Raw genomic sequence first — 24,752 nt, 5'->3', positions numbered from 1 at the left:
GCACACGGCCGGAAGAACCGGTTCCGACTCACCCACCCTTGCGGCGACCGCAATCGAATCTGGTACGTCACGCCGGGGAGTCAAACACGGTGTATCGGTTTCAACTGGTGGACGGCTTTTCGAGAACCCATCGCGTCAGAAATATAAGAATAATATAATATATGCAAAGATTATATTTCTGCGGGACTGAACGCTCTCGAAATTCGAGTGCGGTGCTGGAGCAACTGTATCTCACTGCCAGTCAACGCATCCGTCCCGGGCGGTGGACACGACACAGTCGTCGCGGCTCGGTTGGTCTGAGTGGATTCCGCAACTTTGCACAGGAGCGTCAGAATATTGGCGGTCGCCGCACCATGGCTGCCATGGGACTCGACGAGGACTCCCTCGACTATCACCGCACAGCGCCGCCGGGCAAGATAGAGATATCGACGACGAAGCCGACGAACACCCAGCGGGACCTCTCGCTGGCGTACTCCCCCGGCGTCGCGGCACCCTGTCGGGAAATCGACCGGGACCGGGAGCAGTCGTTCACCTACACGGCGCGGGGGAACCTGGTGGCGGTCGTCTCGGACGGGTCGGCGGTGCTCGGCCTGGGGAACATCGGCCCGGAGGCGTCGAAACCCGTCATGGAAGGTAAGGGCGTGCTGTTCAAGCGTTTCGCCGACATCGACGTCTTCGACGTGGAGTTAGACGCCGAATCGACCGACGGGTTCGTCGACAACGTCCGGGCGATGGAGCCGACCTTCGGCGGAATCAACCTCGAAGACATCGCCGCCCCGGAGTGTTTCGAAATCGAGCGCCGACTCCGCGAGGAGATGGACATTCCTGTCTTCCACGACGACCAGCACGGCACCGCGATAATCTCGGGGGCCGGACTCCTGAACGCCGCGGAGATTGCCGGCAAGGACCTCGCGGACCTCGACGTGACGTTCGCGGGGGCCGGGGCGGCCGCCACCGCGACGGCGCAGTTTTTCACCTCGCTGGGCGTGCCGACGGCGAACATCACGATGTGTGACGTCGACGGGATTCTGACGACCGAGCGTGCGGAAGCCGGGGACATCGACCCGTACAGCCGCGAGTTCGCCCAGGACGTGCCGGCCGGCGACCTGTCGGACGCGATGGAGGGGGCGGACGTGTTCGTCGGGCTCTCCGTGGGCGGCATCGTCGACCAGGAGATGGTGCGGTCGATGGCCAGCGACCCCATCATCTTCGCCATGGCCAACCCCGACCCCGAAATCGCCTACGAGGACGCTAAAGCGGCCCGCGACGACACGGTAATCATGGCCACTGGCCGCTCCGACTACCCCAATCAAGTGAACAACGTTCTGGGCTTCCCGTTCATCTTCCGGGGCGCGCTGGACGTGCGCGCGACCGAAATCAACGAGGAGATGAAGCGAGCGGCCGCCGAAGCGCTGGCCGACCTCGCCCGGCAGGACGTCCCCGACGCCGTCGTCAAGGCCTACGGCGACCAGCCCCTGCAGTTCGGACCCGAGTACATCCTCCCGAAACCCCTCGACCCACGCGTCCTCTTCGAAGTCGCGCCCGCGGTCGCCGAGGCCGCAATCGAGAGCGGCGTCGCCCGGGAGACGCTCGAAACCGACGCCTACGTCGAGAAGCTCGAGGCCCGCCTGGGCAAGTCCCGCGAGATGATGCGCATCGTGCTCAACAAGGCTCGGAGCGACCCCAAGCGGCTCGTCTTACCGGAGGGCAGCAACGAGAAGATGATTCGAGCGGCACATCAGCTCGCCGACCAGGGCATCGCCGAGCCGATTCTCGTGGGCGACCGCGACCGGATTCGGGCGACCGTCGACAGCCTCGGGTTCGACGCGGTCCCCGAAGTGGTGGACCCAGAGGAAATCGACCTGACGCCGTACGCCGACAGGCTACACGCCCTCAGGAAGCGAAAGGGCGTCACCCGACAGGAGGCGACGGACCTGGTCGGGAACGGCGACTACCTCGCCAGCGTCATGGTCGAGATGGGCGAGGCCGACGCGATGCTGACCGGCCTGACCCACCACTACCCGGAGGCGCTACGACCGCCGCTGCAGGTCATCGGCACCGACGACGACACCGACTACGCGGCCGGCGTCTACATGCTGACGTTCAAGAACCGCGTCGTCTTCTGTGCCGACACGACGGTCAATCAGGACCCCGACGCGGACGTGCTGGCGGAGGTCACGCGTCTCACCGCCGACCTGGCCCGCCGTTTCAACGTCGAACCGCGCGCGGCGCTGCTGTCGTACTCCGACTTCGGCAGCGTCCAGAACACCGGCACTGCCAAACCGCGGACGGCCGCCGACCGGCTCAGGACCGACCCGACCGTCGACTTCCCGGTCGATGGGGAGATGCAGGCCGACACCGCCGTCGTGGAGGACATCCTCACGGACTCCTACGCGTTCTCCGAACTCGACGACCCCGCGAACGTCCTCGTGTTCCCGAACCTGGAAGCGGGCAATATCGCCTACAAGCTCCTCCAGCGGCTGGGCGGAGCCGAAGCCATCGGCCCCATGCTCGTCGGCATGGACAAGCCCGTCCACGTCCTCCAGCGCGGCGACGAGGTCAAAGACATCGTGAACCTCGCCGGCGTCGCCGTCGTCGACGCACAGCAGGAGTAGCGACGCGAGCGGAGCGAGGCTTTTCGGCCCACGTTTTTCCAGGAGTGCTGTGCGAGCAACGCGAGCACATCCGTCGCCGAAAACGGTGGTCACGCCATCGTGAGCCTCGCCGCCCAGCGGGCGTGACGCCCGTGGCACGTCGTTGCACGCTTCGACGACGCTCTCGGTCCGGTCGCCAAGGGCGGCATTCGCTCGGCTCTCGCCAGAGCGGGACCGGAACCCTCCCCACAACAATGACAGCAACTCAACTATATCGCGCTACAGAAAACGCTCATGTTGCTCACCCCCGTTGACGGTAGTGACGACGAATGACAGACTACGAACTTCCGCCGCTTCCGTACGACTACGACGCACTCGAACCGCACATCAGCGAACAGGTCCTGACGTGGCACCACGACACCCACCACCAGGGCTACGTAAACGGCTGGAACAGCGCCGAAGAGACGCTCGCCGAGAACCGCGAGGAAGGCGACCACTCCTCGACGGCCTCGGCGCTCGGTAACGTGACACACAACGGCTCCGGACACATCCTCCACGACCTGTTCTGGCAGTCGATGAGCCCCGAGGACGGCGACGAACCCGCGGGCGACCTCGCGGACCGCATCGAGGAGGACTTCGGCAGCTACGAGGCGTGGCGGGACGAGTTCGAGGCCGCGGCCTCGGCCGCCGGCGGCTGGGCACTGCTGGTCTACGACAGCTTCAGCAACCAACTGCGAAACGTCGCCGTCGACAAGCACGACCAGGGCGCGCTCTGGGGGAGCCACCCCATCCTCGCGCTCGACGTCTGGGAACACTCCTACTACTACGACTACGGTCCGGCCCGCGGCGACTTCATCGACGCATTCTTCGAGGTCGTCGACTGGGACGAGCCGAGTTCCCGGTACGACGAGGCCGTCCAGCTGTTCGAATAGGCCGGCAGACGACCGCTGGCTTTCCGACCGTGGGCATCATCGGTCGGCCCCGTTTCTGACGCACACTGCTCTCAGTACGAGAGCTGTTCCTGTCGCGCCGTCTCGATGACCGAGAGCGTCTCGTCTAACACGACGTGTAACTCGTCGCCCGCACAGGGGATGTCGATGCGCAGGCGGAGCGGGTCCTCGTCGAGCACCTCCGTGTGCGCGTCGCTCACGCACCACTCGAAGTGCCAGAACGGCTCCGTGCTCAGGTCGATACCGCGTTCGGAGTGAAACAGGAGCACCTCGGCGTTGTCGAGGAGGTTCACCCCGACGCTCGACTGGAGCTCGTAGCCACACCGCTGGCACGTGTGCTCGACTGTCACGTCGAAGTCGCCGCCGTCCGTCGGTTCGTAGGCCGGCTCCGTCTCAACAGGCCCGGTACACTCGGGACAGACCCCGTCGGCGGCCATGCAGTAGTGGTGCCGGACGTAGTGGTGAAACGCCTGCAGTAACTCCTCGGGCGTTCGCTCGTCGATGCCGCCCGGCGGGAACGGGTACCGAACGAGCACCGTCGTGCAGTCGACACAGGCGATGCTGAGCACCTCGTCGACGTACCATCCGTGGAGGTCCCCGCCGCAGGTGTGACAGGAGCCGGCGACGGGGAAAAAGCCCAGTTGAGCGTGGTCGGTGAGCGTCCCCGCGAATATCGAACTGACGACCTTCCGGCCGGGGTGGCGGAACTCGTAGCCGTCCTCGGTCTGTCTGATGAAGTGGCCGGTGAGCTTCTGTAAGTGGTAGTTGAAGTTGGCGGTGTCCGCGATGTCGACCCGCTCGAACAGGTCAGTGAACCCGACCGGCGTCGCGTCGGCGTTCGCGTCCAGCATCGCCTGCAGTATCTCGATTCGGGTGTCGCTCCCGAGCAGCGCGAACGCCTCCGCGGGCACCATCCCGTCTTTCGACGCCTCGGTTCCGAGATGCTCCGCCGCGGACCCGGAATCCTCCTCGACGGCGTCGCCGAACTCCGGTTCGGAGTCCGCTTCACGACCGAATCTGCTCATACCGCTCTATCGGTCTGGCCGCCGGGTAAGTCTATTGGTGGGCGTTCACACGACCGGCATCGGGGAGTCCGGCCTGTGTGCCAAACGCTCTGCGCCGCTCGCGGTCGCCGGCCAGTTCGTTGCCCGCGCGGTGTCGATACAGTGGGATTCTCTGGCGAAGATTGTCCCAGCGCGACGGCCTGCCGCCCGACTATTTAAACGTACTTTGAGTATAGGATAACGCCGAAGCGGACGGCCGGCGTCCGTTCGTGTGATGACAACCGAATTCGGCTCAGAACTGAACGAACAGGTCGCAATCGTCACCGGCGCTTCCTCCGGCATCGGCAGTGCCACCGCGGAGTCGCTCGCGTCCCGCGGCGCGAGCGTCGTCCTCGCCGCCCGGCGCGGCGACGAACTTGACGAACTCGCCGGTCGCATTGAGTCGGACACCGACGGTGAGGCCCTCGCCGTCACGACGGACATCACCGACGACGACGACATCGACGAGTTGGTCGAGACAACACTCGACGAGTACGGCCAAATCGACATCCTCGTCAACAACGCCGGCGTGATGCCGCTCGCACACATCACGGAGGCGGACCGCGAGACCCTCCAGACGACCATCGACGTGAACCTCACCGGCCTCATCACCCTCACCCACGCCGTCGTCCCGACGATGATAGACCAGGGGAGCGGCTACGTCGTCAACCTCTCCTCCGTCGTCGGCCGGTTCCTCCAGGAGAACAGTTCCCACTACAACGCGGCGAAAGCCGGCGTGAAGATGTTCGGCGACTCGCTGCGCCTCGACGTCGCCGAAGCGGGCGTCCACGTCGCCACAATCGAGCCGGGTGCGGTCGACACCGAACTCCTCGAACACATCCCGGACGACGAACTCCAGGCGGGGGTCAAGGAGTACGTCGGGTCGATGGACGCGCTCGCGCCCGAGGACATCGCCCGCACTATCACGTTCGTCGTGTCCCAGCCCGAACGCGTCGACATCAACGAGGTCCTGATTCGCCCCCTCGACCAGGTCCAGCCCTAGCCCGATTCCCGGAACCGCTTCGAGCGATAGGGGCCTCCGCAGCGGGCGGCCCGCGCTCTAACTGAAAATATTTTCAGCACTGCGGTGTCGGGTCGAGCCGCGGCCGCCGTGTGTGAGTCGGTCATCAGAATCTCCCCTCTAGATAGGTATTTAGATCACCCTATAACTACTACGTCCACGAAACCGGGACTACGTTCTAACTTTCCCCTGCCATATATAAAAAGATAATAAATGGTCGTGAATTCGCTAATATACGTCTATTGAGCCCTCGCACCTGACTATCTGGCACCTCGTCACGAATCAAACGCCGCGGGTGGCCCGACCCAGAAAGTCCAGTTGGTGGGTGGCATACAGTAGTTCCGCGGCCGCGACCTGTTCGCGTCGACTGGCCAGCCAGTCGTCCAGCGCGTCGAAGTCGTCGCCGGTCACCTCCCGGACCGCGCCCTCGATTGTGTCGAGGATGTGCCGGAGGAAGTACGCCTCGTCGGCGGGGTACGCGCCGTCGACCGGCCGGACGACCCAGTCCGAGCCGCCGACCGCGGTCAGCGTCGCTCCGTCCAGCCGCTGGAGGCGGTCGAGCACGTCGTCGCCGGCGCGGCTGTCGCCGCCGGGCTTTCGGTCCATGTGGTCGTGGTAGCGGGCCTCAACTGCCCGGTCGGCCGGGTGTCGCGGGCGAAAGCGGGTCGCGCCGCCGAAGGTGATGGGGAAGTAGTAGTGCCCACCGGGCGCGAGCGCGCCGAGCAGCGTCGGGAGCCCGTCGCGGTCGACGATGTCGAGCAGCGCGGCACCGACCAGCAGGTCGTAGCCGTCGGCGTCGGCGGCGTACGCGACGCCGTCCGCCGCGACGGTCTCGACCTCGATACGTCGGTCACCGGTCTTGACCGTCAGCGGGGCGTCGGTTACGGTGACCCCGCTGTCGGCCCCCCACTCTCGCAGGAATCCCGGGATAGCGGCGGTGTTCGCGGCTTCGATGTCGACCGCGGTGTAGCGAACGTCGCCGGCCGGGAGCACGCCCCAGTCCACGAACCGGGCCAGCATCGTTCCGATGCCGGCCCCGACTTCGAGTACCCGGAGCGGCCCGTCGGTGTCGGCGGCGCGGTCGCCCAGTCGGCCCCGTAGCGTCTGGACGAGCCGCCGGTCCAGCGCCCGGTCGTCGACGGTCCGTTTCGCCCGCAGGTACCGCTGGAAGGGGTCGGTCACGCCGGTACCTCCGTGGCCACGTCGGCCAGCAGCTGGCGGACCCGCGCCGTCGTCTCGTCCCAGTCTGGGTGGGCCTCGTAGCGGTCTCTGGCCGCCCGCCCCATCGCGGCCAGCCGGTCGCGGTCGGCCGCGAACCGCTCCAGTTCGCGGGCCACGGCCGCCGGGTCGTCCGGGTCGACGAGCGCGCCGGTCTCCCCGTCGGTGACCAGGTCGGTGGCCCCACCGGCCCGCGACGCGACGGCCGGCAGGCCGTAGCTCATCCCTTCCAGATAGACGATACCGAACCCCTCGTAGCGGGACGGCACCGCGAGAACGTGACTGGCTTCGAGGGTCGCCGCCAGTCCGTCGTCGCTGAGACGCCCCGCGAAACTGACGCGGTCGGACAGGCCGCGCTCGCGGACGCTCGCCTCGACTGACTCGAGGTGGTCCCTGTCGGCCGGGGTTCCGACGACGGTGAGCGCGACCTCGGCGTCGGCGGCGGCCACTCCGTCGACGAGCGTGTCCAGCCCCTTCCGGGGCGTGACGTTGCCGACGAAGACGACCCGGAGCGGGTCCGCGCGTGCGCGGTCGTCTATAGTTTCGTCATCTATCGCTGGGTCGAACCGGTCGCCGGCCGGGGGCGCGACGACGGTCCGGTCGACGCCGAGGTCGGCGACCACGCGTTGCGTCGGCCGGCTGTTGCAGACGGCGGCGTCGACGGTGTCGAGGTAGCGGCGTTCGACCGCCCGGTACAGCGGCGTCAGCCGCCGGGGCTCGCTCGCCCGCAGGTGGTGGACGACGCTGACGATGGGATAGGGGAGCGCGCGGTTCGTGTAGACGAGCGACGGATGGGCGAGTTCGTCCTGCAACATGACGTCGACGTCCACGCCGAGTCGCCGGCGCAGGGCCCGCGACCCGTTGTCGAGCAGGCCACGGTGGTACGCGCGCCACGGCAGTTCGACCACTTCGACGGTGTCGCCGGCGGCCCGGAGGCCCTCGACGAGCTTCCGGTCGTATCGAAACCCGCCCGACTGCGCCTCCAGGCTCCCGTACAGCGTCAGCCCGACCCTCATACGGCGTCGTCGTAGCTCGCGGCGGCCTCGTCGTCCTCCCAGACCGTCACGGCGAGTTCGGTGACGGTGTCGTCGCTGACGCGGTCGGTGACGCGCTCGAAGATGACCCTGGCGAACCGTTCGACGCTGGGGTTGTGCCCCTCGAACTCCGCACAGTCGTTGAGCAAGGTATCGCGGTAGCGGTCCGCGAGGCCCGAGAGCGCGGCCTCGGCGTCGTCGATGTCGACGATGTAGTCGAACTCGTTGAGGGTGGGGCCGCGAAAGCACAGTTCCACCTCGTAGTGGTGGGAGTGGGGCTCCCCCTCGGGGCCGGCGTCCGGGACGGTGAGGTAGTGCTGTGCCACGAAGTCCGTCAGCACTGTCGTCGAGTACACGACCCGATACAGGGCTGGGAGTCACGTAAATGGTGTCACTCGTAGGAGAGAACGACCTGGACGGCGTCGTCGGGCCGCTCGTCCAGCAGTCGATAGGCCTCGGCCGCACGGTCGATAGGTATTTGGTGGGTCAGCAGCGCCGAGAGGTCCCGTTCGGCCAGCCACGACCGGACGACGTCGAGCCGGCGGTCCTTGTCCCAGCGGTCGGCGTGGTCGGGGTCGATGCGGCTCACCTGGCTGCTCCGGACCCGGATGTGGCTGCGGTGGTAGTCGCTTCCAAGCGCCAGCTGCACGTCCTTGGTGCCGTACCAGGACCCGACGACGACCTGGCCCGCGTAGCCGGTCGCGTCGATAGCGTCGTCCAGCGCCGTCGGGTTCCCCGAGAGCTCGAACGTGATGTCGGCGTCCTCGACGGCGAGGGCCTCGGGTGCGACCGAGCGGTCCGCGCCGAACGATTCGGAGAGGTCCCGCCGGCGCTGGCAGGGGTCGACGGTCACCAGCGAGGTCAGCGGGAACTCGGCGAGGACGGCCGTGGTCAACAGCCCCACCGGACCCTGTCCGAAGACGACCACGCGGGAGCCGATGCGTGGCCGGGCGTCCATGACGAAGTTGACCGCCGCCTCCGCGTTGGGGATGAACACGGCCCGCTCGGGCGACAGCGTCGTCGGGACGAGCGTCTCCGGGTCGGCCAGGAAGTGGCTCTCGTGGGGGTTGAACGCGAACACGCGTTGGTCGAGCCAGTCGTCGTCGACCCCGTCACCGACGGCCGTGACGCGGCCGACGGCGGCGTAGCCGTACCGCAGGGGATAAGAGAACGTCCCCGCCAGCGCGTCGATAGTCTCGTCGGTATCGAACTGCGACGACACCTCGCCGCGGTAGACGAGCAGTTCCGTCCCGGGGCTGATACCCGAAAGCTCCGTCCGGACGCGGACCTCCGCCGGTCCGGGACGTGGTATCGGGGCCTCCTCGACGGCGACCGACTCCGAGCCGGTGAAGTACAGCTCCTTGCCGGGCATCAGGCTGCCGCCTCCAGTGGGGCGTCGGTGCCGGTGTGTCGGTGCCAAACTGGGCGCGTGCGGGAGCGGCTCCTGGAATGCACGTCTTGCACCCAGGCTTTCTCCGACTAAAAGCTATCCCGGTCAGCGGTACCCGAGGGCGTCGAGGCGCTCGCGGTCCCCTTCGGCCCCGTAGACTCGCGAGACCGGGAGCCGCTCGGGGGGTGACAGCTCCGGCTCGAACCGGCCGCTGTCGACGCCCGTCGCCTCGGCCCACGGCACCGCGAGCAGCGCCGGGACCGGCGTGTGCATCGGATGGCCGTACAGCCCCCACTCCCCGAAGAGGTTGCCGTGGTCCGCCGTGATGGCGACCCGGCCGTCGACGTTGTCGAGCAGGGTCCCGACCGACGCCAGGACGTACCGGAGGTTCGCCTCGTAGGCCGCCCAGACCCGCTCGGCCCGGAATTCGCCGCGGCGCAGGGACACCCACGGGTTCGCCGTGTTGCTGTGGTCGCCGGTCCGGGCCAGTCCGTCGTCGCCCTCCAGCGGCGCCGGCACGAACGGGTGGTGCGGTTGCATGTAGTGGACGACCAGCCGCTCGGGGGTCCGCTCGCGGGCCAGTGCGATAGCGCGGTCGGTGACCGCCGCCGCCGGTACGGTCGCCAGGTCCTCGTCCCACGCGTACTTCCAGACCTCGTCCAGCGCCGCGAACGCCCCGGCGTCGAGGTACCGGTCGGTCCACGTGTTGCCGGTGACCATCGCGGTGTGTCCAGTCTCCGGGTGGCCGAGAAACGTGTTCTCCAACCACTCGGAGGAGGAACTACCGACCGACCGGACCGTCTCGACCGTCCCGAGGAAGCCCACGTCCGGCGCGACCGACCGGAGCACGTCGGCTCGACAGCCGTCGAGCACCACGAGGACGTCCCACTCGCGCTCGTAGACGTTCGTCCCGTAGTCGAGTCGGCGGCCGACTGCCTGGAGCGCCCGCAGGTACGCCGTCCCGAGCCGGCCCATCCCCGGTTCTGTCACACACGGTGTTGGTGCCGTCCGGGTAAAACTGGTCGGGCTACCGCCCGGAGCCCGGCACGACGTCGGACGGCGAGCGCCACGTCCCCCGGCCGACAATATATACGTCTCGCCCACACCGTCTCTGTGTGCACTGTCTGTTCGTCGGCGCGGGGGCCATCGCGTCCGAGTACGCGGCCGAACTGGAGGATGGGCCGCTCGCGCTCGCGGGCGTCTGTGACCTCGACGGCGAGCGGGCGAGGACGCTGTCCGACGCGTACGACTGTCCGTCCTTCACCGACTTCGACGCCGCGCTCGGGGCGGTGGACGCGCCGCTGGTGGTGAATCTGACGAGCCACGCCGCCCACGCGCCCGTGACCCGGACGGCCCTGGAGGCGGGCCGGCACGTCTACTCACAGAAGCCCCTGGCTCTCGACGCCGAGGCGGCCGCGGCACTCCTCGAACTGGCCCGCGAGCGGGACCTGGCGCTCGGCTGCGCGCCCGGCACGCCGGGGGCTCCCAGCCAGCGCCGCGCGGGCCGGCTCCTGTCAGACGGACGCCTCGGCCCCGTCCAACTGGGATACGCCCACGCGCACGTCGGTCGCGTCACCGACTGGCACGACCGGCCGGACTCCTTCCTCGACATCGGACCGCTGTACGACGGCGGCGTCTACCCGCTCGCCCTGCTGACCTCTTGGTTCGGCCCCGTGGCGTCGGTTCGGACCGCCGACGCGCTCGATAGCTGGCCAGACCGCGAGGACCGACGGCCCTCGGCCCCCAGCCACGTCGAAGCGACGCTCGCGTTCGCCGCGGGGCCGACGGTTCGGCTCACCGCGAGCCTCTACGCGCCACATCGGAGCCGGGAGTTCTACGGGCTGGAACTGCACGGCGACGACGGGTCGCTGTATCTACGGGGCACTGGTGCGATGACCGACAGCGCCGACGCCGTTCGCTTTGGCCGCGTCGGCCGCGAGTACGTCGACGCCCCCGCACAGCACCCAACCCGCCCCTACCGGTATCTTGACCCCGTCGAATCGCTGGCGGCCGGGGTCGCCCGCGGCAGGCCCCCGCGAGCGACCGGGCGGCGCGGCGCACACGTCGTCGCCGTCTGCAACGCCATCGAGGCGGCCGCCGAGTCGGGTGGTCCGGTCGACGTGCCCGACCACGGCGCGACGGCCGACCCCGTTCCCGTACCGACGGTCCGACCTAGCCGGGACCGCGCGGGCCGGACCGCCGAGCACGCGCTCCGACTGCCGCCCGTCGGCTTCGGCTGTTCGCGCTACCGCGACGGCGAGTACGTCGACCGCGCGGACTCCATCGCGACGGCGCTCGACGCCGGCTACCGCCTGCTCGACAGCGCGGAACTGTACGGCAACGAACACCGCATCGGTGAACTGCTGGCCGCGCCGGGCACTCCCGACCGCGACGGCCTGTTCGTCCTCGGGAAGGTGTGGCGCACGAACCACCGTCGCGACCACCTGCTCGAAGCGTGTCGGGGGAGCCTCGACGAACTCGGCCTCGACGCCTTCGACTGCTACGCGCTGCACTGGCCCGAGGCGTGGGCCCATCGCGGGCCGCTCTCGCGGCTGGCAGAGCAGCCCGTCGCCCGGCAGGAGGCGCTGACGTTCCCCCGGGACGACGGCGGCGACGTCGAGACGGCCGACGTCCCGCTCGAACGGGCGTGGGCGAACCTCGAAGCGGTCCGCGGGCGGGGGCTGGCGCGCACGCTCGGGGTCTGTAACGTCTCGAAAGCCCAGTTGCAAACGATTCTGGACGCCGCGAGCGTCCGGCCCGCGCTCGTCCAGATAGAGCGCCACCCCTATCAGCCACGGCCCGAGTTCGTGGCGTTCTGTCACGAGCGCGGTATCCGCGTGATTGCCCACTCGCCGCTGTCGGCCCCCGGGTTGCTCGACGAGCCAGTCCTGGCCGATATCGCCGACGAGGCCGGACTCACGCCCGCCGGCGTCGTGCTGGCGTGGAACGTCACACAGGGCGTCGTCCCCATCCCGTCGAGCACGACCCCGTCCCACGTCGTCGAGAACCTCGCCGCCGCCGGTCGGCGACTGGATGCCGAGGCGTGCGCCCGAATCGAGGCACTCGAACGGCCCGATTTCGAGCGGTAAACGCCGATTTGGCACTATCATTATGTGACTGAAAACCGATTGTAAGGCATGAGCACGACCGAGACACAAGCGCTCTCACCGGACCTGGCCTCGCTCGATAGCCTGCACTGGGTCGGCATCGCCGCCGCACTCGTCTCCGCCGCCGTTCACCTCCTGCTCGGCGTCAGGATGCTCCCGTCGGCCATGGGTATCAGTTTCGTGCTCGCCGGGCTCGGGTTCCTGGGCGCGGTTGTGCTGGTCGCGCTGGACTACCGCCGCCGGACCGTCTACGCCGTCGGTGTCCCCTTCACGCTCGTCCAAATCGTGTTGTGGTACTACGTCAACTTCGTCGCGCTCGGGAAGTCGTTCCCGGCCGATATCGGGACGCTGGGCGCGGTCGACAAGCTCGCACAGGTCGTTCTCCTCGCCGTCCTCGTCGCCCTGTTGCGATGACCCGCGCCGGCCGGGACGCGGCTCGGACGACGCCGGTGGGCGACCCGACCCAGAGCGGCCCGGGAGGTGGCGATGGCGGGCCGACAGGGTGACGCGCCCGCAGGGCTCCGGGTCGGCCTCCCGGTCGTCGGAGCCGTAACCGTAGCCACCGTGGTCGGCGCGCTGTTCCCCGCCGACGCGATGACTCGCTGGATGGTCCACCCCGCCGCCGTCGCGGGCGTCTGTCTGGCGGGACAGCTCTGGTACGCGGGCCGCGGGCTGGAGACCGTCCGGCCGTGGCGGTACGTCTTCGGGCTGGCGAACACGCTGACGCTGCTCCGGGGCGGGCTGTACGCCGTCGTCGCCGGGTTCCTCGTCGTCCCGGCGACGACCGACCTCGCGTGGGTACCGGCGGCGTGTTACGGCGTCGGCGTCGCCCTCGACAGACTCGACGGCGCGGTCGCCCGCACGGTCGGGCAACAGACGGCGCTCGGCACGCGCCTCGACATGGCGTTCGACACCTTCGGGTTCGTCGTCGCGCCCGTCCTCGCGGTGCTGTGGGGCCGGCTCCCCGTCTGGTATCTCTCGATTTCCGCCGCCAGATACGTCTACCTCGCGGGGATACGGTGGCGACGGCTGCGCGGTCGCCCGGTCTTCGACCGGCCGGACAGCGACCTCGGGAAGTACTTCGCGGGCGTCCAGATGGCGTTTCTCACCGTCGCGCTCGTCCCCGCGGTTCCGGTCAGACTCGTCTTCGCGCTCGCGCCCGCCGTCCTCGCGCCGTCGCTCGCTGTGTTCGTCCGGGACTTCCTCGTCGTCAGCGGCCGGCTGCCGAGGGAGTGGTTCGACGGGGGACGTTGATACGTCTCGCCGACGACGTACGCGTATGCTCTTCCCGACGCACCTGCTCGCGGCCTGGCTCGCCGGCCGGGCGTCCCGGCTCTCCACGCCGTGGCTGGTCGCCGGCACTGCGGTCCCCGACCTCCTCGACAAGCCGCTGGCGACCGTCGGCGTCACGTCGCTGTTTCACTCCGTGGGCCACTCGGCGCTGCTGGTCCTCCTCGCGGTGCCGCTGGCGCTGTCCGGGCGTGTGGGGCTGTCGGCCGCGGTCGGCTGGGCGCTGCATCTCCTGCTCGATACCGTTCACGTCGTCGTCAACGGCCGGCCCGGCGATGCCGTCTTCCTGCTGTGGCCCGTCGTCGTTCCGACGGACCCGCTCGCCCTTCCACCGGGGTCTTTCTTCCTGTATTACCTCTGGAGCCCGTCGTTTTTCCTCGAAGTCGCGCTCTGGCTGGCCGTCGCGGGACTGCTCGTTCGGCGCTGGCGAGGCGGAGCGCCCCCGGTCGGGACCGAGTCCCTATGATGCTGCAGGCGCTACCACGCGAGAGTGATAGCGCAGCTACTCGCCGACCTCCTCGACCTGCTCGTTCGAGTCGACGCGGTGACGATGGACGCCATCGTTGCCGCACGGACTCCTCTGCTGACGAAGCTTCTCACCTCGGTGACTGGGCTCGGTTCGGCGACGGCGGCGCTCTGTTTCGTCGGCGTCTGCTACCTGGCCGACTGGGACGAGGCGTTTCGCCACAGCCTCCTCGCGCTGGTGCTCGCGGGTGCGTTCGTCGGGGCGCTCATGCTGACGATTCAGCGTCCGTTTCCGGCCGCCCCGGTCTGTCTGACCGACGGGGCCGAGACGGTGGCCACGTCGTTCCCGTCGGGCCACGCCGCTGCCGTGACGGTGTACGCCATGACCGCCCGGAAGTCCGACGCCCTCCCGTTCGGCACAGTGGCCACGCTGGCGACGCTGGTCGCCGTCTCGCGGGTCTATCTGGGGACACACTACCTCACCGATACCGTCGCCGGCGTCGGTATCGGTATCGCCGCCTCTCTGCTCGCTGCGTGGCTCCTGGACAGAGAGACCGTCCGGAACACGGCCGCCTAAGATACGGAATCGGCCCTGACCGAACGACGGACCTCCTACGCGGACTTACCGGGGTGAGAAAATACGAATCAACCCCGCTCGGACGACGGGGGTTTCACAGGCACCGCTATGGGGTCGGATAGCCGGCTTATCGGCCGAATTTGCGCTTCATAGCCCGTCTAAACCGCTTGGAATATCCGTCGCCGAGCCCCGAATTTGATATAGCGCCATATGATTTATCCGCTGTAGTAATATATCCTCCGCTAACTGTCTTGTTGTGGGTTTCTGCGTGAGAAAACAATACAAGACAAATTATTAGTGATGCGACTGAAGCACTCTGTATGCGAAAATCAAGTGATTCAGATGCGTCAACTCGGACAGCGCGACGGTTACTGCAGCTCCACGAGCGAGCGCGAGTCGATGACTGAGACTCGCTATGCGACGATGGACCTGGCGGACTGTGCGTCCTTCTACCGCGAAACCGTCGTGCCGGTGATGGAAGACGATGGCTTCGACCCGGATTCGGAGACGCCGACGTACGCATGGCTGAACGGCCAGTTCCCCGGATTCGTCAAGCACCTGCAGCGGCGACTGGACCTGTCTCCCGGTCAGTTCTACGACGAAATCGGCGTCCCGGACGTGGACCGGTCGACCGCTCCGTTCGCGTTCCTCTCTGACAACACACAGCAGGCACTCGAGGGGTACCTCGACGAGCTTGCGACCCGGCGCGGCCGTGCCGACGCCACAATCGACACACGGCGGTCGATTCTACGCCGATACGCGAAAGTATATACCAATATCCACGATACGAAAGACTTGCTCGGACCGCTGGAAAATCCCGACGAACGCGTCGCGGAGATGAACCGGGTCGCAGCGACTTTCGACGCCCTCGACCGGTCTGACGAGACGCTGACGACGCTCGCCTCGCGGCGCAAGTACGTCCAGGACACCCGGCAGTTCTACAAGCACCAGGTGATGTTCGGAACCGCCGCGTACAATCCGCTCGCCGACCTCGAAACCCGATTCGGGTGGGACGAGACCCCTTCCTGGGACAACGAGGCACTCGATAGAAGCGCTGTCGAGCGCCTATACGCGGCCGCGGCCGAGCCACGGGACCGATTCATCGTCGTCGCGTGCTGTGGCTGGGGACTCCGACCGAGCGAAGTCGCGTCGCTGCACGTCCGTCAGCTCAACCTCGAACCGGACGACGACTCGCATCCGTACATAGAGTTCACCGACGGCGAGCGGAAGAACGGCCCCGGAACCGTGGCCCTGTTGGCTGGTCTGGCGACGATCAGCGAGCGCATCGAAGCGCTCTCCGGTCCGGACTGGAACGGCTATCTCCTCCCCTCTGCGGCGTCGGCCACCGGCCATCTGACCGCCGAAACCGTCCGTCGACGGTTCAAATCGGTAGCCGAAGCCGCCGATATCACCGTCGACGGCGCTCGACCGACGCCGAAGACGGGGCGTCGCTTCTGGTACACGACGTACGGCGCTGCCGTCCGGCGGGTCGCCGAGCGGTTCGAAGACGTGGCGGCCGAGCAGGGCTCGGCCTCCGCACAGGTCGTCCTGGATAACTACCTCTCCGAGTCCGAGGCCCGGTCCCACCGACGAGCGGAGATGCGCGAGACGCTTGCGGGGCTGTTCGACGAGTAGCCCGCGGTCACCGTGGATTGTCGATGTGGCTATACAGTATAGCTATACCGTCTGACTAATCTTTATATCTGGGTAGTGTCTTCCGTAGGGTATGCTGACCTACACCGTGTACAGCGAGGCCGGCGGTGTCGGCAAGACGACGATGGCGGCGAACCTCGCCGTCGCCGACGCCCGCGCCGGTCACGACGTGCTGGCAATCGACATGGACCCACAGGAGGGGAGCCTCTCGTTCCTGTTCGACGTCGCGGACCACCGGACGGACTCGGAGGCCGACAGCCTGGTCCGGCACCTTGTCGAACGACCCCGCGGACCGTTCGCGGACCTCGTCGAAACGTCCGAAGGCGTCGACGTGCTCCCGGCCCACAACTCCCTGGAAGTGCTCTCGAAGCACCTCCGTCGCCGTGAGGAGGAAGCGGCGGACTTCGGCGAGAACTGGAACCCGAACGTCCAGCTCCTGCGCGTGCTGAAAGACGCCGACGTTCCGTCCGAGTACGATACGGTCATCATCGACCCGCCGGCGACCGCGGACGTGAAACTGTACAACGCGTTGCACGCGACCCGGAACCTCGTCATCCCGTTCGAGCCCAGCGGGAAAGGCCAGCAGTCCGTCGAGGGCCTGGCGGACCTCGTCACCGGCCTTGAGGAGACGCTCGACATCAACGTGGGCGTGTTGGCCGCGGTGCCGAACCGGTTCAAGGGCACGAACGACCAGGAAGAGATGCTCAAACGGCTCCGGGCCGAGTCGTACGACATCCCGGTCGTGTTCCGCGAGCGGACGTCGCTGTTGGAGGGGTGCTGGCGCAAACAGTGCTCGGCGTTCAAATATATCGAAGACCACCGAAGCCGGGAACGCGACTACGAACTCGAAACGCTGGAGCAGTTCGAAGAACTGGCCGCGCATCTCCGCCGGACTCGCGAACAGGAGGCGACGGCATGAAGTCCGGCTCCGGCGACGACCCCTTCGCCGAGACGGACTCGGAGCCAGAATCGGACGCCGGGGACGACGAGCCGGCGGCCACCGACCCGTCGCCCACCGACACAGAGCGGACGACCCACCCCGACATCCCGTACAAGTTCCGCCGTGACTCGGTCAAGCAGGACCGCAAGCAGCGGCCGATATTCATCCGACCCGAGGTCGAGGAGCGGGAGTCGACCTTCCTCCGGACCCTGGAAGACGAAGTCGGCGAGGACGTGTACAAGACCGACGCACTGGAGGCCGCCCTCGTCGTCGCCATGGACAACCCGGCCCTCGTCGCCGAGAAGCTACGCGAGTGGGGGTACGACTGGGACCAGACCGCCCCCCGCTGACGCCGCTACTGGATTCGCTTACGGCCTGTCCGGTTCTGCTCTTCTTGACCGTCTCTGCCAACTATGCCCGGTAGCTGTGCCGGCTGGCTCCCCCTTCTCGCCAGTCCGTGTGGCTGACCACGCCAGTGAAACGATGCAGACAGCCCCTCTGGCTATCTCTGTTGACTATACTGTACTGTTACCTCAATTGGCTACTCTTTGTAGCTAAGCCATCTGGCTATGTCGGCCAGCTATACTGAATAGCTATACTAAACGACAATATTAAAGAACTACACTAAATAGTCAGCTACGATAGCTGGCCTCCGTCGCAATTTCCCGTAAGCCCACCAGTTCGCTGGCGCGGATTGCTCTTCCTCTCCTCACATCTGAACCGCCCGACGACCCGATTACTGTGAGCGTCCGGCTGTCCTGGTGGCAGTCCGCACCGTGGTGGACGCCTCCGACATCGCCGTGTCGAAACCGGTAATCACTCTCGCGTGAACAGCTACAGGAAGGCTCGGACGGCGCTGACGATGTCGCTCGGCCCCTGTGGCTCGAAGCTCTCCTGGTACTCGATGTCCGACGTTGCCAACCGAGCGATGCCTTCCAATCCGATAGTGTCGTGGACGGGGGCGAGCGCGCCGGTGACCGCCTTCGGCCAGAAGTTCTGACAGAGCAGTCTGCGTCTGTACGACTCCGCTCCGAAGAAGGCACCCACGGCCGCTCGGCCGGACTGTGCCGCGTGTATCATCCCGAACCCCGTCAGGCGGTTCGCCACGCCGATGGCGTCGCCCGCGACGTGGACCGTACAGCCGTTCAGTTCGTACGAACAGTCCGCCAGGCTCCGCAGGCCGTTCGAGACGTCAGTTCCGCTGTAAAGCGTCCCTCGCTCCGGTGGTTCGACGTCTATCTCCGTGAGCAAGGTCCGCATGTCCGCGTACAGTTCGTCGGCGGACCTGTCCGCCCGACAGCCGAGGCCGACAGTCGCCTCCTCGGGCGACTGGGGCACAATCCACAGGAAGTAGTTCTCGTACGCGAGCGCCCTCGGCTCCGGGTACAGATGGGAGAAGTCGGCCTCAATCCGCCCGCTCAGGGTCGGACACGCCACGTCGTAGGACAGGTCGGTGAACTGTTGGGATATCGGGAACTGGCCGGTGGCGTCTACCAGCAGGTCCGACTCCGCCGCCAGCTGCCGGAACGCCGCCTCGTTGACGGCCGCGTTTTCCACGATTTCCGTTCTGTCGAGCGTTCTGGCCCAGTGTTTCTCCAGCTCTCCCCGGTTCAGTATCACGCCGTCGGGGACGTTCACCGTGGTTTTCCCCTCCGAACCGACGAAGATGCCCGTCGTCGCTTCTCTGACGTACCCTGGCACGTCCCGCTCTACGGGCAGCTTCGAGTAGTCCCAGACCATCTCTCCCCAGGCACCCCGCCGCGGTCCGCTGTACGACCCTTCGTCGTAGAGTTGGACGTCGGCGGTGGCCCTCTCGGCCAACTGCGCTGCGGCTAGCCCGGCGAACCCCCCGCCGACGATGGAAACTCTCATGCGGGACCTTCCAGCGGTAGCTATTTCAAAGTTCGAGCGACCGCCGCCGCTCAGCGGTCGTCGACCTTCCCGTCGCGGCGGTCCCGCGCTCTCGCGTCCGGGTCGCGGTCCGCCGGGTCGCCGTGGCCGCCGCCACCGGGCGTCAGCACGGAGACGGTCGTCCCGGCTGCGACGTCGACGGACGCCTTCGCCGGGACCGGCTCGCCGTCGACCAGGTTCGCCCCCGTCGCGCCGTCCTCGCCGCCGTCGATTCCCGCCGGGGCCGTCCGCCGACGCTCGGTCAGCAGCGAGACGGTGGCGTCGGTCTCGACGGTGACGGTCCGTTCCAGGCCAAGTCCGCCGCGATGTCGGCCATCGCCGCCGCTGGACGGCCGCAGCGCGTACCGCTCGACCCGGAGCGGGTACTCCGTCTCCATCGCTTCGACGGGCGTGTTGAGCGTGTTCGTCATGCCGACCTGTACGCCGTCCATCCCGTCTTTCCCGGGTCGGGCCCCGAACCCGCCGCCGATGGTCTCGTAGTAGGTGAACTCGCCGGCGCGGTCGCCGATGATGAGGTTGTTCATCGTCCCCTGTCCGCCGGCGGGCACCTCGTCCGGGGCGGCGACGGCCAGCGCCGCCAGCGTGACGTCCATGACCCGCTGGCTCGTCTCTACGTTGCCGCCGACGACCGCGGCCGGCGGGTTCGGGTTGAGCACCGACCCCTCGGGTGCGGAGACGGACACCGGCTCGTAACAGCCGTGGTTCGGCGGAATCTCCGGGTCCGTGATTGCCCGGACGACGAAGTAGACCGCGCTCTTGGCCACGGACAGCGGCGCGTTCAGGTTGCCCGCCACCTGGTCGGCGGTCCCGTCGAAGTCGACCGCTATCGAGGCCCCGTCGACGGTGACGGTCGCCGCTATCGGGACGTCGGCGTCGGTCACGCCGTCGCCTTCGAGGACGTCTTCGGCCCGGTACGTGCCGTCCGGGAGCGAGTCGAGTTCGGCCTCGACCCGCTCGCGGGAGTAGTCGATGACGGCGTCGAACGCGTCGAGCAGAGTCGACCCGTGTTCTTCCAGGAGTTCGCCGACCCGCTCCTCGGCCCGCGCGTTCGCGGCCCGCTGGGCCCGGAGGTCGGCCTCGCGCTCGTCCGGCGTCCGGACGTTGGCACGGATGAGGTCGTGGACTGCCTCGTTTGGCTCGCCGCCGTCGACGAGGCGAACCGCCGGCAGTCGGAGCCCCTCCTCGTAAATCTCGCGCGCGCCGGGCGGCATGCTCCCCGGCGACCGTCCGCCGACGTCGGCGTGGTGGGCCCGCGAGACCGCGTAGCCGATGACCTCGTCGTCGGGCGCAATCGTCGAGACGAGCGTGATGTCCGGGAGGTGGGTCCCGCCCACGAACGGGTCGTTGACGATGAACACGTCGCCCGGCTTCGGGTCCTTTCCGAGCACGGCGTCCACCGCGTCGGGCATCGCGCCGAGGTGGACCGGGATGTGCTCGGCCTGTGCGACCATCCGGCCCGACGCGTCGAACAGCGCCGTCGAGCAGTCCTGGCGCTCCTTGATGTTCGGGGAGTAGGCCCCGCGGATGAGGACGTGGCCCATCTCCGTCGCCACGCTCTCCAGTTGGTTTCTGAGTATCTCCAGCGTGACGGGGTCGATGTCGGACCCGCCCGCCGGCTCGCCGTCGGTCATGCCTCGCTCACCTCCGCAATCAGCGCCCCGTCCTCGCGCACCTGTACGCCCCAGGCTGGCGGGACGACAATCGTGCTCTCGTCGCCCTCGACGATTGCGGGGCCGTCGATTCCGTCTCCCGGGGGAAGCCGCGCCCGGTCGTAGACGGGCGTCTCGCGGACCTCGTCGGCGAAGGCCGCCTCGCGGGACCCCTTCAGCGGGTCGCCCTCGGCGTCGTACTCGACCGGCGGCGCGTCCCGTTCGACCGTCGTCGTCACGCGGCAGTTCACCAGTTCGACCGGCTCCTCGGCCCGGTAGCCGTACGCGGACTCGTGGGCCGCCGCGAACCGTTCCCGGGCTTCCGCGGTGTCGAACGGCCGGTCGACGGGCACGGTGAGTTCGAAGCTCTGGCCCGCGTACCGGAGGTCCGCGGCGTACTGAACCGCCGCCGCCTCGCGGTCGCTGACCTCAGCCAGCAGCTCGTCGGCCAGTTCCCCGTAGACCGCGTCGACCGCCTCGGCCTCGACCGCGTCGAGCGACCGCTGGTAGGTCCGGACCGCGTCGCGCTTCTCGTCGGCCGCGAGCAGGCCGTAGGCCGACAGCACGCCCGAGGCGCGCGGAACCACGACCCGGTCGATGTCGAGGCCGTCCGCAATCGAGACCGCGTGCATCGGCCCGGCTCCGCCGAACGCCGCGATGCCGAACTTCCGGGGGTCGTAGCCCCGCTCGACCGTCACGGAGCGGATGGCCCTGGTCATGTTGGCGTTCGCCACGCGGTAGACGCCACGTGCCGCCGCCAGCGGGCCGTCCAGACCGGCCTCCTCGGCGAGGGCCGCCAGCGCGTCGTGGGCCGCGTCCGCGTCCAGCGAGAGTTCGCCGCCGAGGCTGGTGCTCTCGCCGATGTAGCCGAGCACTAGGTTCGCGTCGGTGACGGTCGGCTCGGTACCGCCCTTGCCGTAGCAGGCGGGGCCGGGGGTCGCGCCGGCCGAGCGCGGGCCGATTCGCAGCGCGCCCCCGGCGTCGACCCAGGCGATGGACCCGCCGCCCGCCCCGACCGTCTCGACGTCGACCATCGGCGTCTTTATCGGCCGCTCGTTGATGACCCCCTCCGTCGTCCGCTCGGCCTCTCCGTCGCGGACGAGGCTCACGTCGCTGGACGTCCCGCCCATGTCGAACGTGACCAGGCCGTCCTGCTCGTCGCCCGCCATCGACCCCGCCCCGACGACGCCGGCGGCGGGGCCGGACAGGACCGTCGTCACGGCGTTTCGCCTGACGGTGTCGGCGTCGGTAATCCCGCCGTTGGCCTGCATAATCCGAGGCTGTGGGAGGCCGAGGTCCCGTGCGCGCTCGGTGAGGCGGCTGACGTAGCGGTCGATTGCCGGCCGGACGTACGCGTCGACGACGGTCGTCGACGTCCGCTCGTACTCGCGGAACTCCGCGAGCACCTCGTGCGAGGCTGAGACGGGAACGTCGAGCTCGTCCCGCAGTATCTCCGCGACGCGCGTCTCGTTCTCCGGGTGGGCGTAGGCGTGCAGGAGCGAGACGGCGACTGACTCGACGCCCGCCTCGCGTATCTGCTCGGCGACCGCCCGGACCTCGTCTTCGTCGACGGGCTGTTCGACCCCGTCGGTCGTCGTCCGCTCGGCCACCTCGAACCGCCGCCGTCTGGGGACGAGCGGCGTCGGCTTCTCGGCGGACAGGTCGTACAGCGACGGGCGGTCCTGGCGGCCGATTTCCAGCACGTCCCGGAACCCCTCGGTCGTAACGAGCGCGGTCTTCGCGCCGTTCTCTTCGAGGAGCGCGTTGACCGAGACGGTCATCGCGTGTGAGAAATCCCGTATCGTCTCGGGTTCGATGCTGGCCTCCGCACACGCCTTCTCGATGCCGGCGATGACGCCCTCGCTCTGGTCTTCGGTGCTCGGGACCTTCGCGGTCACCAGGTCCCCGTCCAGGGACAGTACCACGTCGGTGAAGGTCCCGCCGACGTCGACGCCGACCGTCCGGTCCGCCATCTACAGCACCCCCGCGACGTCGAGCAGCGTTCGAATCCCGAGCCACACGACGATGAGCGTCACGATGGCCCCGAGCGCGTTCGCTACCGTGCCGTTCGTGTACTCGCCCAGGAGGTCCTGCTGGTTCATCGCGTATATCAGGAACACGGCGACGATTGGCAATAAAATCCCGTTGACCACCTGTGCGAACACGATGATTTCGACTGGGCTGCCCCCGAGCAACACCGAGAGAATCCCGACGCCGAGGATGGTCCCCCAGACGGCCCGGAACTGCGTGCTCTGCATGTCAGAGTCCCAGCCCAGCGCGCCCGTCGTCGCCCACGCGCCCGCCAGCGGTGCCGTCGTCGCGCTGGTGAACCCGGCAGCGAAGATGCCGATGCTGAAGAACAGTTCCGCGTACGGCCCCGCGATGGGCCGGAGCTGTTCGGCCATTCGGCCGATGTCGCTTATCTGCGTCCCCGGCTCGAAGGCCGCGGCGGCGGTCACCATGATGGTAATCGTAATCACGCCGCCCGCGACGATTGACACCACCGTGTCGACGCGCGAGCGACCGATGTCCTCGGGCCCGCTCCACCGCTCCTGGACGTTGCTCGCGTGCAGGAACAGGTTGTACCCGACGATGGTCGTCCCGATGAGGCCGGTGATGAGGTACAGCGACCCCGAGGGGATGCCGGGGACGAACCCCATCGCAATCGCACCGGGGTCGGGACCGATGAGCAGCGCCGACGCCACGAACGAGAGCGCCATCACGCCGACGAGCCCCACCAGCGCCCGCTCTATCAGCTTGTACCGCCCGGTGTAGAGGAGCGCGCCGGCGACCAGCCCCATGACGACGCCCCACACCCGCGCGTCCAGCCCGGTAATCGTCGCGAGTCCCGCGGCACCGCCGAGGATGTTCCCGGCCTCGTAGGCGGCGGTCCCGACGCCGATTGCGCCGACGACCAGCCCCATGCTCACGTACTCGACGGCCTGGCTGTCGAACCGGCCCCGGAGCGCTTCGCCCAGCCCCTCGCCGGACACGAGGCCGAGCCGCGCGCTCATCTCCTGGAGAACTATCGTCGCCACGATGGAGAACGCCATCGTCCACAGGAGCGCGTAGCCGAACTCCGCCCCGGTGACGCTGGCAGTCGTGACCGTGCCCGGACCGATGAACGCGGCCGCGACCATCGCTCCCGGGCCGACGGCTTTGAGTCGTTGCGTAATATCCATGATTGTTACCTTTGATACCTACTGCCAGGGTCCCGGCAGGTATCAAAAAACGTTGTTAAGACCCGTGTGTGGTCGCCACGTCGGTCGTATGAACGCCGCGTACCGAGTAAGAACGCCCCCGCCGCTCTGCCGGCCCCCTCACTGGGCTCGCTCTCGCAAGAGCACTTTCGAGACGCTCTCCTCGACGTCTATCTCGAACGGCAGGTCGGCGATGCTCCCGCGGATGAAGCGAATCATCAGCCACCGCACCGACTCCGACGGGAAGACCACGTGGAAGCCCCCGTCGTCGTCCCGCCGGACGGTCAGGAACCCGCACAGCGACAGCCAGTCGAGGACGTCCCCGAGCGAGTCGAACCGGTCGGCGTACTCCCGGGCGTGGTACCGCGCGACCTGGTCGATGAGTTCGAGCACTTCCTCGTCGCGCGCGTCCGGGTCGTCGAACTGGCGCAACAGCGCGTGCAGCAGGTCGACGTCCAGGAGGACGTGCTCGCCCGTCGAGAGCATCTCGTAGTACGTCTGCAGGTGGTCGCTGTCGCTGGCGTGTGCCGAGTCGAAGTTCGCCGCGTAGAAGGCGATGGCCTCGCGGACCAGTTGGCTCTGGCTCTCACCGGTTCGATCGGTCAGTTCCCCCAGCGTCTCGCTCGTCTCCTCGTCCAGGGAGACGGTGACTCGGTCGGTCGGCATACCCCCTCTCGTCCCCGGACGGACTTAACGTCAGGACGTTCGGT

22 protein-coding genes are annotated in these 24,752 nt (G+C 67.9%); 11 read left to right on the top strand and 11 right to left on the bottom strand.

Annotated features, from left to right (window positions below):
- Positions 1-362: 362 nt before the first annotated feature.
- Both VI123_RS12700 and sod read left to right on the top strand, forming a co-directional pair.
- Positions 363-2,615 carry an NADP-dependent malic enzyme gene (locus tag VI123_RS12700; protein ID WP_336338434.1) on the top strand — a complete coding sequence of 751 codons (2,253 nt, stop codon included), beginning with the start codon at positions 363-365 and terminating at the stop codon, positions 2,613-2,615.
- 308 nt (positions 2,616-2,923) lie between these two features.
- Positions 2,924-3,526, top strand: a complete 603-nt coding sequence (gene sod / locus VI123_RS12695) for a superoxide dismutase (RefSeq protein WP_336338433.1) — start codon at positions 2,924-2,926, stop codon at positions 3,524-3,526.
- Between the two features lie 71 nt (positions 3,527-3,597).
- On the opposite strand, the gene VI123_RS12690 is transcribed toward sod, so the two are convergent.
- Complete coding sequence (locus VI123_RS12690) at positions 3,598-4,569, bottom strand: DUF7351 domain-containing protein (protein WP_336338432.1); 972 nt, start codon at positions 4,567-4,569, stop codon at positions 3,598-3,600.
- A 253-nt stretch (positions 4,570-4,822) separates the two neighbouring features.
- On the opposite strand from VI123_RS12690, the gene VI123_RS12685 reads away from it, so the two are divergent.
- Complete coding sequence (locus VI123_RS12685; RefSeq protein WP_336338431.1) at positions 4,823-5,590, top strand: SDR family oxidoreductase; 768 nt, start codon at positions 4,823-4,825, stop codon at positions 5,588-5,590.
- Positions 5,591-5,890: 300 nt separating this feature from the next.
- On the opposite strand, the gene VI123_RS12680 is transcribed toward VI123_RS12685, so the two are convergent.
- The 5 genes from VI123_RS12680 to VI123_RS12660 form a co-directional block, all read right to left on the bottom strand.
- The gene (locus tag VI123_RS12680; protein WP_336338430.1) at positions 5,891-6,790 is read right to left on the bottom strand and encodes a class I SAM-dependent methyltransferase; all 900 of its coding nucleotides are present in this window, start codon (positions 6,788-6,790) and stop codon (positions 5,891-5,893) included.
- The gene (locus VI123_RS12675; RefSeq protein WP_336338429.1) at positions 6,787-7,842 is read right to left on the bottom strand and encodes a glycosyltransferase family 4 protein; all 1,056 of its coding nucleotides are present in this window, start codon (positions 7,840-7,842) and stop codon (positions 6,787-6,789) included. Before VI123_RS12675 ends, VI123_RS12680 begins: the two co-directional genes overlap by 4 nt.
- Positions 7,839-8,216, bottom strand: coding sequence for a 6-pyruvoyl trahydropterin synthase family protein (locus VI123_RS12670; protein ID WP_336338428.1), 378 nt, complete (start codon positions 8,214-8,216; stop codon positions 7,839-7,841). The genes VI123_RS12675 and VI123_RS12670 overlap by 4 nt, the downstream gene beginning before the upstream one ends.
- A gap of 35 nt (positions 8,217-8,251) precedes the next feature.
- The gene (locus VI123_RS12665) at positions 8,252-9,232 is read right to left on the bottom strand and encodes an MDR/zinc-dependent alcohol dehydrogenase-like family protein (RefSeq protein WP_336338427.1); all 981 of its coding nucleotides are present in this window, start codon (positions 9,230-9,232) and stop codon (positions 8,252-8,254) included.
- Positions 9,233-9,355: 123 nt separating this feature from the next.
- A complete protein-coding gene (locus VI123_RS12660; RefSeq protein ID WP_407067005.1) occupies positions 9,356-10,225 on the bottom strand; it encodes an alkaline phosphatase family protein in 870 nt (289 codons plus the stop codon).
- A 140-nt stretch (positions 10,226-10,365) separates the two neighbouring features.
- Here VI123_RS12660 and VI123_RS12655 point away from each other — a divergent pair, with 140 nt between their 5' ends.
- The 8 genes from VI123_RS12655 to VI123_RS12620 all read left to right on the top strand — a co-directional run bounded on the left by VI123_RS12655 (position 10,366) and on the right by VI123_RS12620 (position 17,632).
- Positions 10,366-12,339 (top strand): aldo/keto reductase, encoded by a 1,974-nt coding sequence (locus tag VI123_RS12655; RefSeq protein ID WP_336338425.1) that lies wholly within the window; start codon positions 10,366-10,368, stop codon positions 12,337-12,339.
- A gap of 48 nt (positions 12,340-12,387) precedes the next feature.
- The gene (locus VI123_RS12650; protein ID WP_336338424.1) at positions 12,388-12,771 is read left to right on the top strand and encodes a DUF7475 family protein; all 384 of its coding nucleotides are present in this window, start codon (positions 12,388-12,390) and stop codon (positions 12,769-12,771) included.
- A 72-nt stretch (positions 12,772-12,843) separates the two neighbouring features.
- Entirely contained in the window at positions 12,844-13,611 is a 768-nt protein-coding gene (locus tag VI123_RS12645) for a CDP-alcohol phosphatidyltransferase family protein (RefSeq protein ID WP_336338423.1), read from the top strand.
- A 25-nt stretch (positions 13,612-13,636) separates the two neighbouring features.
- Positions 13,637-14,113 carry a metal-dependent hydrolase gene (locus tag VI123_RS12640; RefSeq protein ID WP_336338422.1) on the top strand — a complete coding sequence of 159 codons (477 nt, stop codon included), beginning with the start codon at positions 13,637-13,639 and terminating at the stop codon, positions 14,111-14,113.
- A gap of 24 nt (positions 14,114-14,137) precedes the next feature.
- Positions 14,138-14,689, top strand: coding sequence for a phosphatase PAP2 family protein (locus VI123_RS12635; RefSeq protein ID WP_336338421.1), 552 nt, complete (start codon positions 14,138-14,140; stop codon positions 14,687-14,689).
- A gap of 399 nt (positions 14,690-15,088) precedes the next feature.
- A complete protein-coding gene (locus VI123_RS12630; RefSeq protein ID WP_336338420.1) occupies positions 15,089-16,324 on the top strand; it encodes a tyrosine-type recombinase/integrase in 1,236 nt (411 codons plus the stop codon).
- Between the two features lie 91 nt (positions 16,325-16,415).
- Positions 16,416-17,261 (top strand): ParA family protein, encoded by an 846-nt coding sequence (locus VI123_RS12625; protein WP_336338419.1) that lies wholly within the window; start codon positions 16,416-16,418, stop codon positions 17,259-17,261.
- Positions 17,258-17,632, top strand: coding sequence for a hypothetical protein (locus tag VI123_RS12620; protein ID WP_336338418.1), 375 nt, complete (start codon positions 17,258-17,260; stop codon positions 17,630-17,632). Before VI123_RS12625 ends, VI123_RS12620 begins: the two co-directional genes overlap by 4 nt.
- 484 nt (positions 17,633-18,116) lie before the next feature.
- On the opposite strand, the gene VI123_RS12615 is transcribed toward VI123_RS12620, so the two are convergent.
- The 5 genes from VI123_RS12615 to VI123_RS12595 form a co-directional block, all read right to left on the bottom strand.
- Positions 18,117-19,154, bottom strand: coding sequence for an NAD(P)-binding protein (locus VI123_RS12615; RefSeq protein ID WP_336338417.1), 1,038 nt, complete (start codon positions 19,152-19,154; stop codon positions 18,117-18,119).
- A gap of 50 nt (positions 19,155-19,204) precedes the next feature.
- Positions 19,205-20,824, bottom strand: coding sequence for a hydantoinase B/oxoprolinase family protein (locus tag VI123_RS12610; protein ID WP_336338416.1), 1,620 nt, complete (start codon positions 20,822-20,824; stop codon positions 19,205-19,207).
- On the bottom strand, positions 20,821-22,815 hold the full coding sequence (locus VI123_RS12605) for a hydantoinase/oxoprolinase family protein (protein ID WP_336338415.1): 1,995 nt from the start codon (positions 22,813-22,815) through the stop codon (positions 20,821-20,823). Before VI123_RS12605 ends, VI123_RS12610 begins: the two co-directional genes overlap by 4 nt.
- Positions 22,816-24,024 (bottom strand): Nramp family divalent metal transporter, encoded by a 1,209-nt coding sequence (locus VI123_RS12600; RefSeq protein ID WP_336338414.1) that lies wholly within the window; start codon positions 24,022-24,024, stop codon positions 22,816-22,818.
- 138 nt (positions 24,025-24,162) lie between these two features.
- The gene (locus VI123_RS12595; protein WP_336338413.1) at positions 24,163-24,708 is read right to left on the bottom strand and encodes a ribbon-helix-helix protein, CopG family; all 546 of its coding nucleotides are present in this window, start codon (positions 24,706-24,708) and stop codon (positions 24,163-24,165) included.
- Positions 24,709-24,752 lie beyond the last annotated feature (44 nt).

Source organism: Haloarcula sp. DT43 (genome assembly GCF_037078405.1).
Taxonomy (GTDB): Archaea; Halobacteriota; Halobacteria; order Halobacteriales; family Haloarculaceae; genus Haloarcula; species Haloarcula brevis.
Note: the sequence above shows the minus strand (reverse complement) of the source record. Positions and strands in the feature narration are given on the sequence as shown.

Excerpts from the sequence above, each read along its gene's own strand:
- VI123_RS12645 (WP_336338423.1), top strand. The coding sequence starts at position 12,844 with ATGGCGGGCCGACAGGGTGACGCGCCCGCAGGGCTCCGGGTCGGCCTC.
- VI123_RS12600 (WP_336338414.1), bottom strand. The coding sequence starts at position 24,024 with ATGGATATTACGCAACGACTCAAAGCCGTCGGCCCGGGAGCGATGGTC.
- VI123_RS12685 (WP_336338431.1), top strand. The coding sequence starts at position 4,823 with ATGACAACCGAATTCGGCTCAGAACTGAACGAACAGGTCGCAATCGTC.
- VI123_RS12615 (WP_336338417.1), bottom strand. The coding sequence starts at position 19,154 with ATGAGAGTTTCCATCGTCGGCGGGGGGTTCGCCGGGCTAGCCGCAGCG.
- VI123_RS12690 (WP_336338432.1), bottom strand. The coding sequence starts at position 4,569 with ATGAGCAGATTCGGTCGTGAAGCGGACTCCGAACCGGAGTTCGGCGAC.
- VI123_RS12640 (WP_336338422.1), top strand. The coding sequence starts at position 13,637 with ATGCTCTTCCCGACGCACCTGCTCGCGGCCTGGCTCGCCGGCCGGGCG.
- VI123_RS12620 (WP_336338418.1), top strand. The coding sequence starts at position 17,258 with ATGAAGTCCGGCTCCGGCGACGACCCCTTCGCCGAGACGGACTCGGAG.
- sod (WP_336338433.1), top strand. The coding sequence starts at position 2,924 with ATGACAGACTACGAACTTCCGCCGCTTCCGTACGACTACGACGCACTC.
- VI123_RS12605 (WP_336338415.1), bottom strand. The coding sequence starts at position 22,815 with ATGGCGGACCGGACGGTCGGCGTCGACGTCGGCGGGACCTTCACCGAC.
- VI123_RS12700 (WP_336338434.1), top strand. The coding sequence starts at position 363 with ATGGGACTCGACGAGGACTCCCTCGACTATCACCGCACAGCGCCGCCG.
- VI123_RS12675 (WP_336338429.1), bottom strand. The coding sequence starts at position 7,842 with ATGAGGGTCGGGCTGACGCTGTACGGGAGCCTGGAGGCGCAGTCGGGC.
- VI123_RS12650 (WP_336338424.1), top strand. The coding sequence starts at position 12,388 with ATGAGCACGACCGAGACACAAGCGCTCTCACCGGACCTGGCCTCGCTC.
- VI123_RS12665 (WP_336338427.1), bottom strand. The coding sequence starts at position 9,232 with ATGCCCGGCAAGGAGCTGTACTTCACCGGCTCGGAGTCGGTCGCCGTC.
- VI123_RS12595 (WP_336338413.1), bottom strand. The coding sequence starts at position 24,708 with ATGCCGACCGACCGAGTCACCGTCTCCCTGGACGAGGAGACGAGCGAG.
- VI123_RS12660 (WP_407067005.1), bottom strand. The coding sequence starts at position 10,225 with ATGGGCCGGCTCGGGACGGCGTACCTGCGGGCGCTCCAGGCAGTCGGC.
- VI123_RS12630 (WP_336338420.1), top strand. The coding sequence starts at position 15,089 with ATGACTGAGACTCGCTATGCGACGATGGACCTGGCGGACTGTGCGTCC.
- VI123_RS12625 (WP_336338419.1), top strand. The coding sequence starts at position 16,416 with ATGCTGACCTACACCGTGTACAGCGAGGCCGGCGGTGTCGGCAAGACG.
- VI123_RS12610 (WP_336338416.1), bottom strand. The coding sequence starts at position 20,824 with ATGACCGACGGCGAGCCGGCGGGCGGGTCCGACATCGACCCCGTCACG.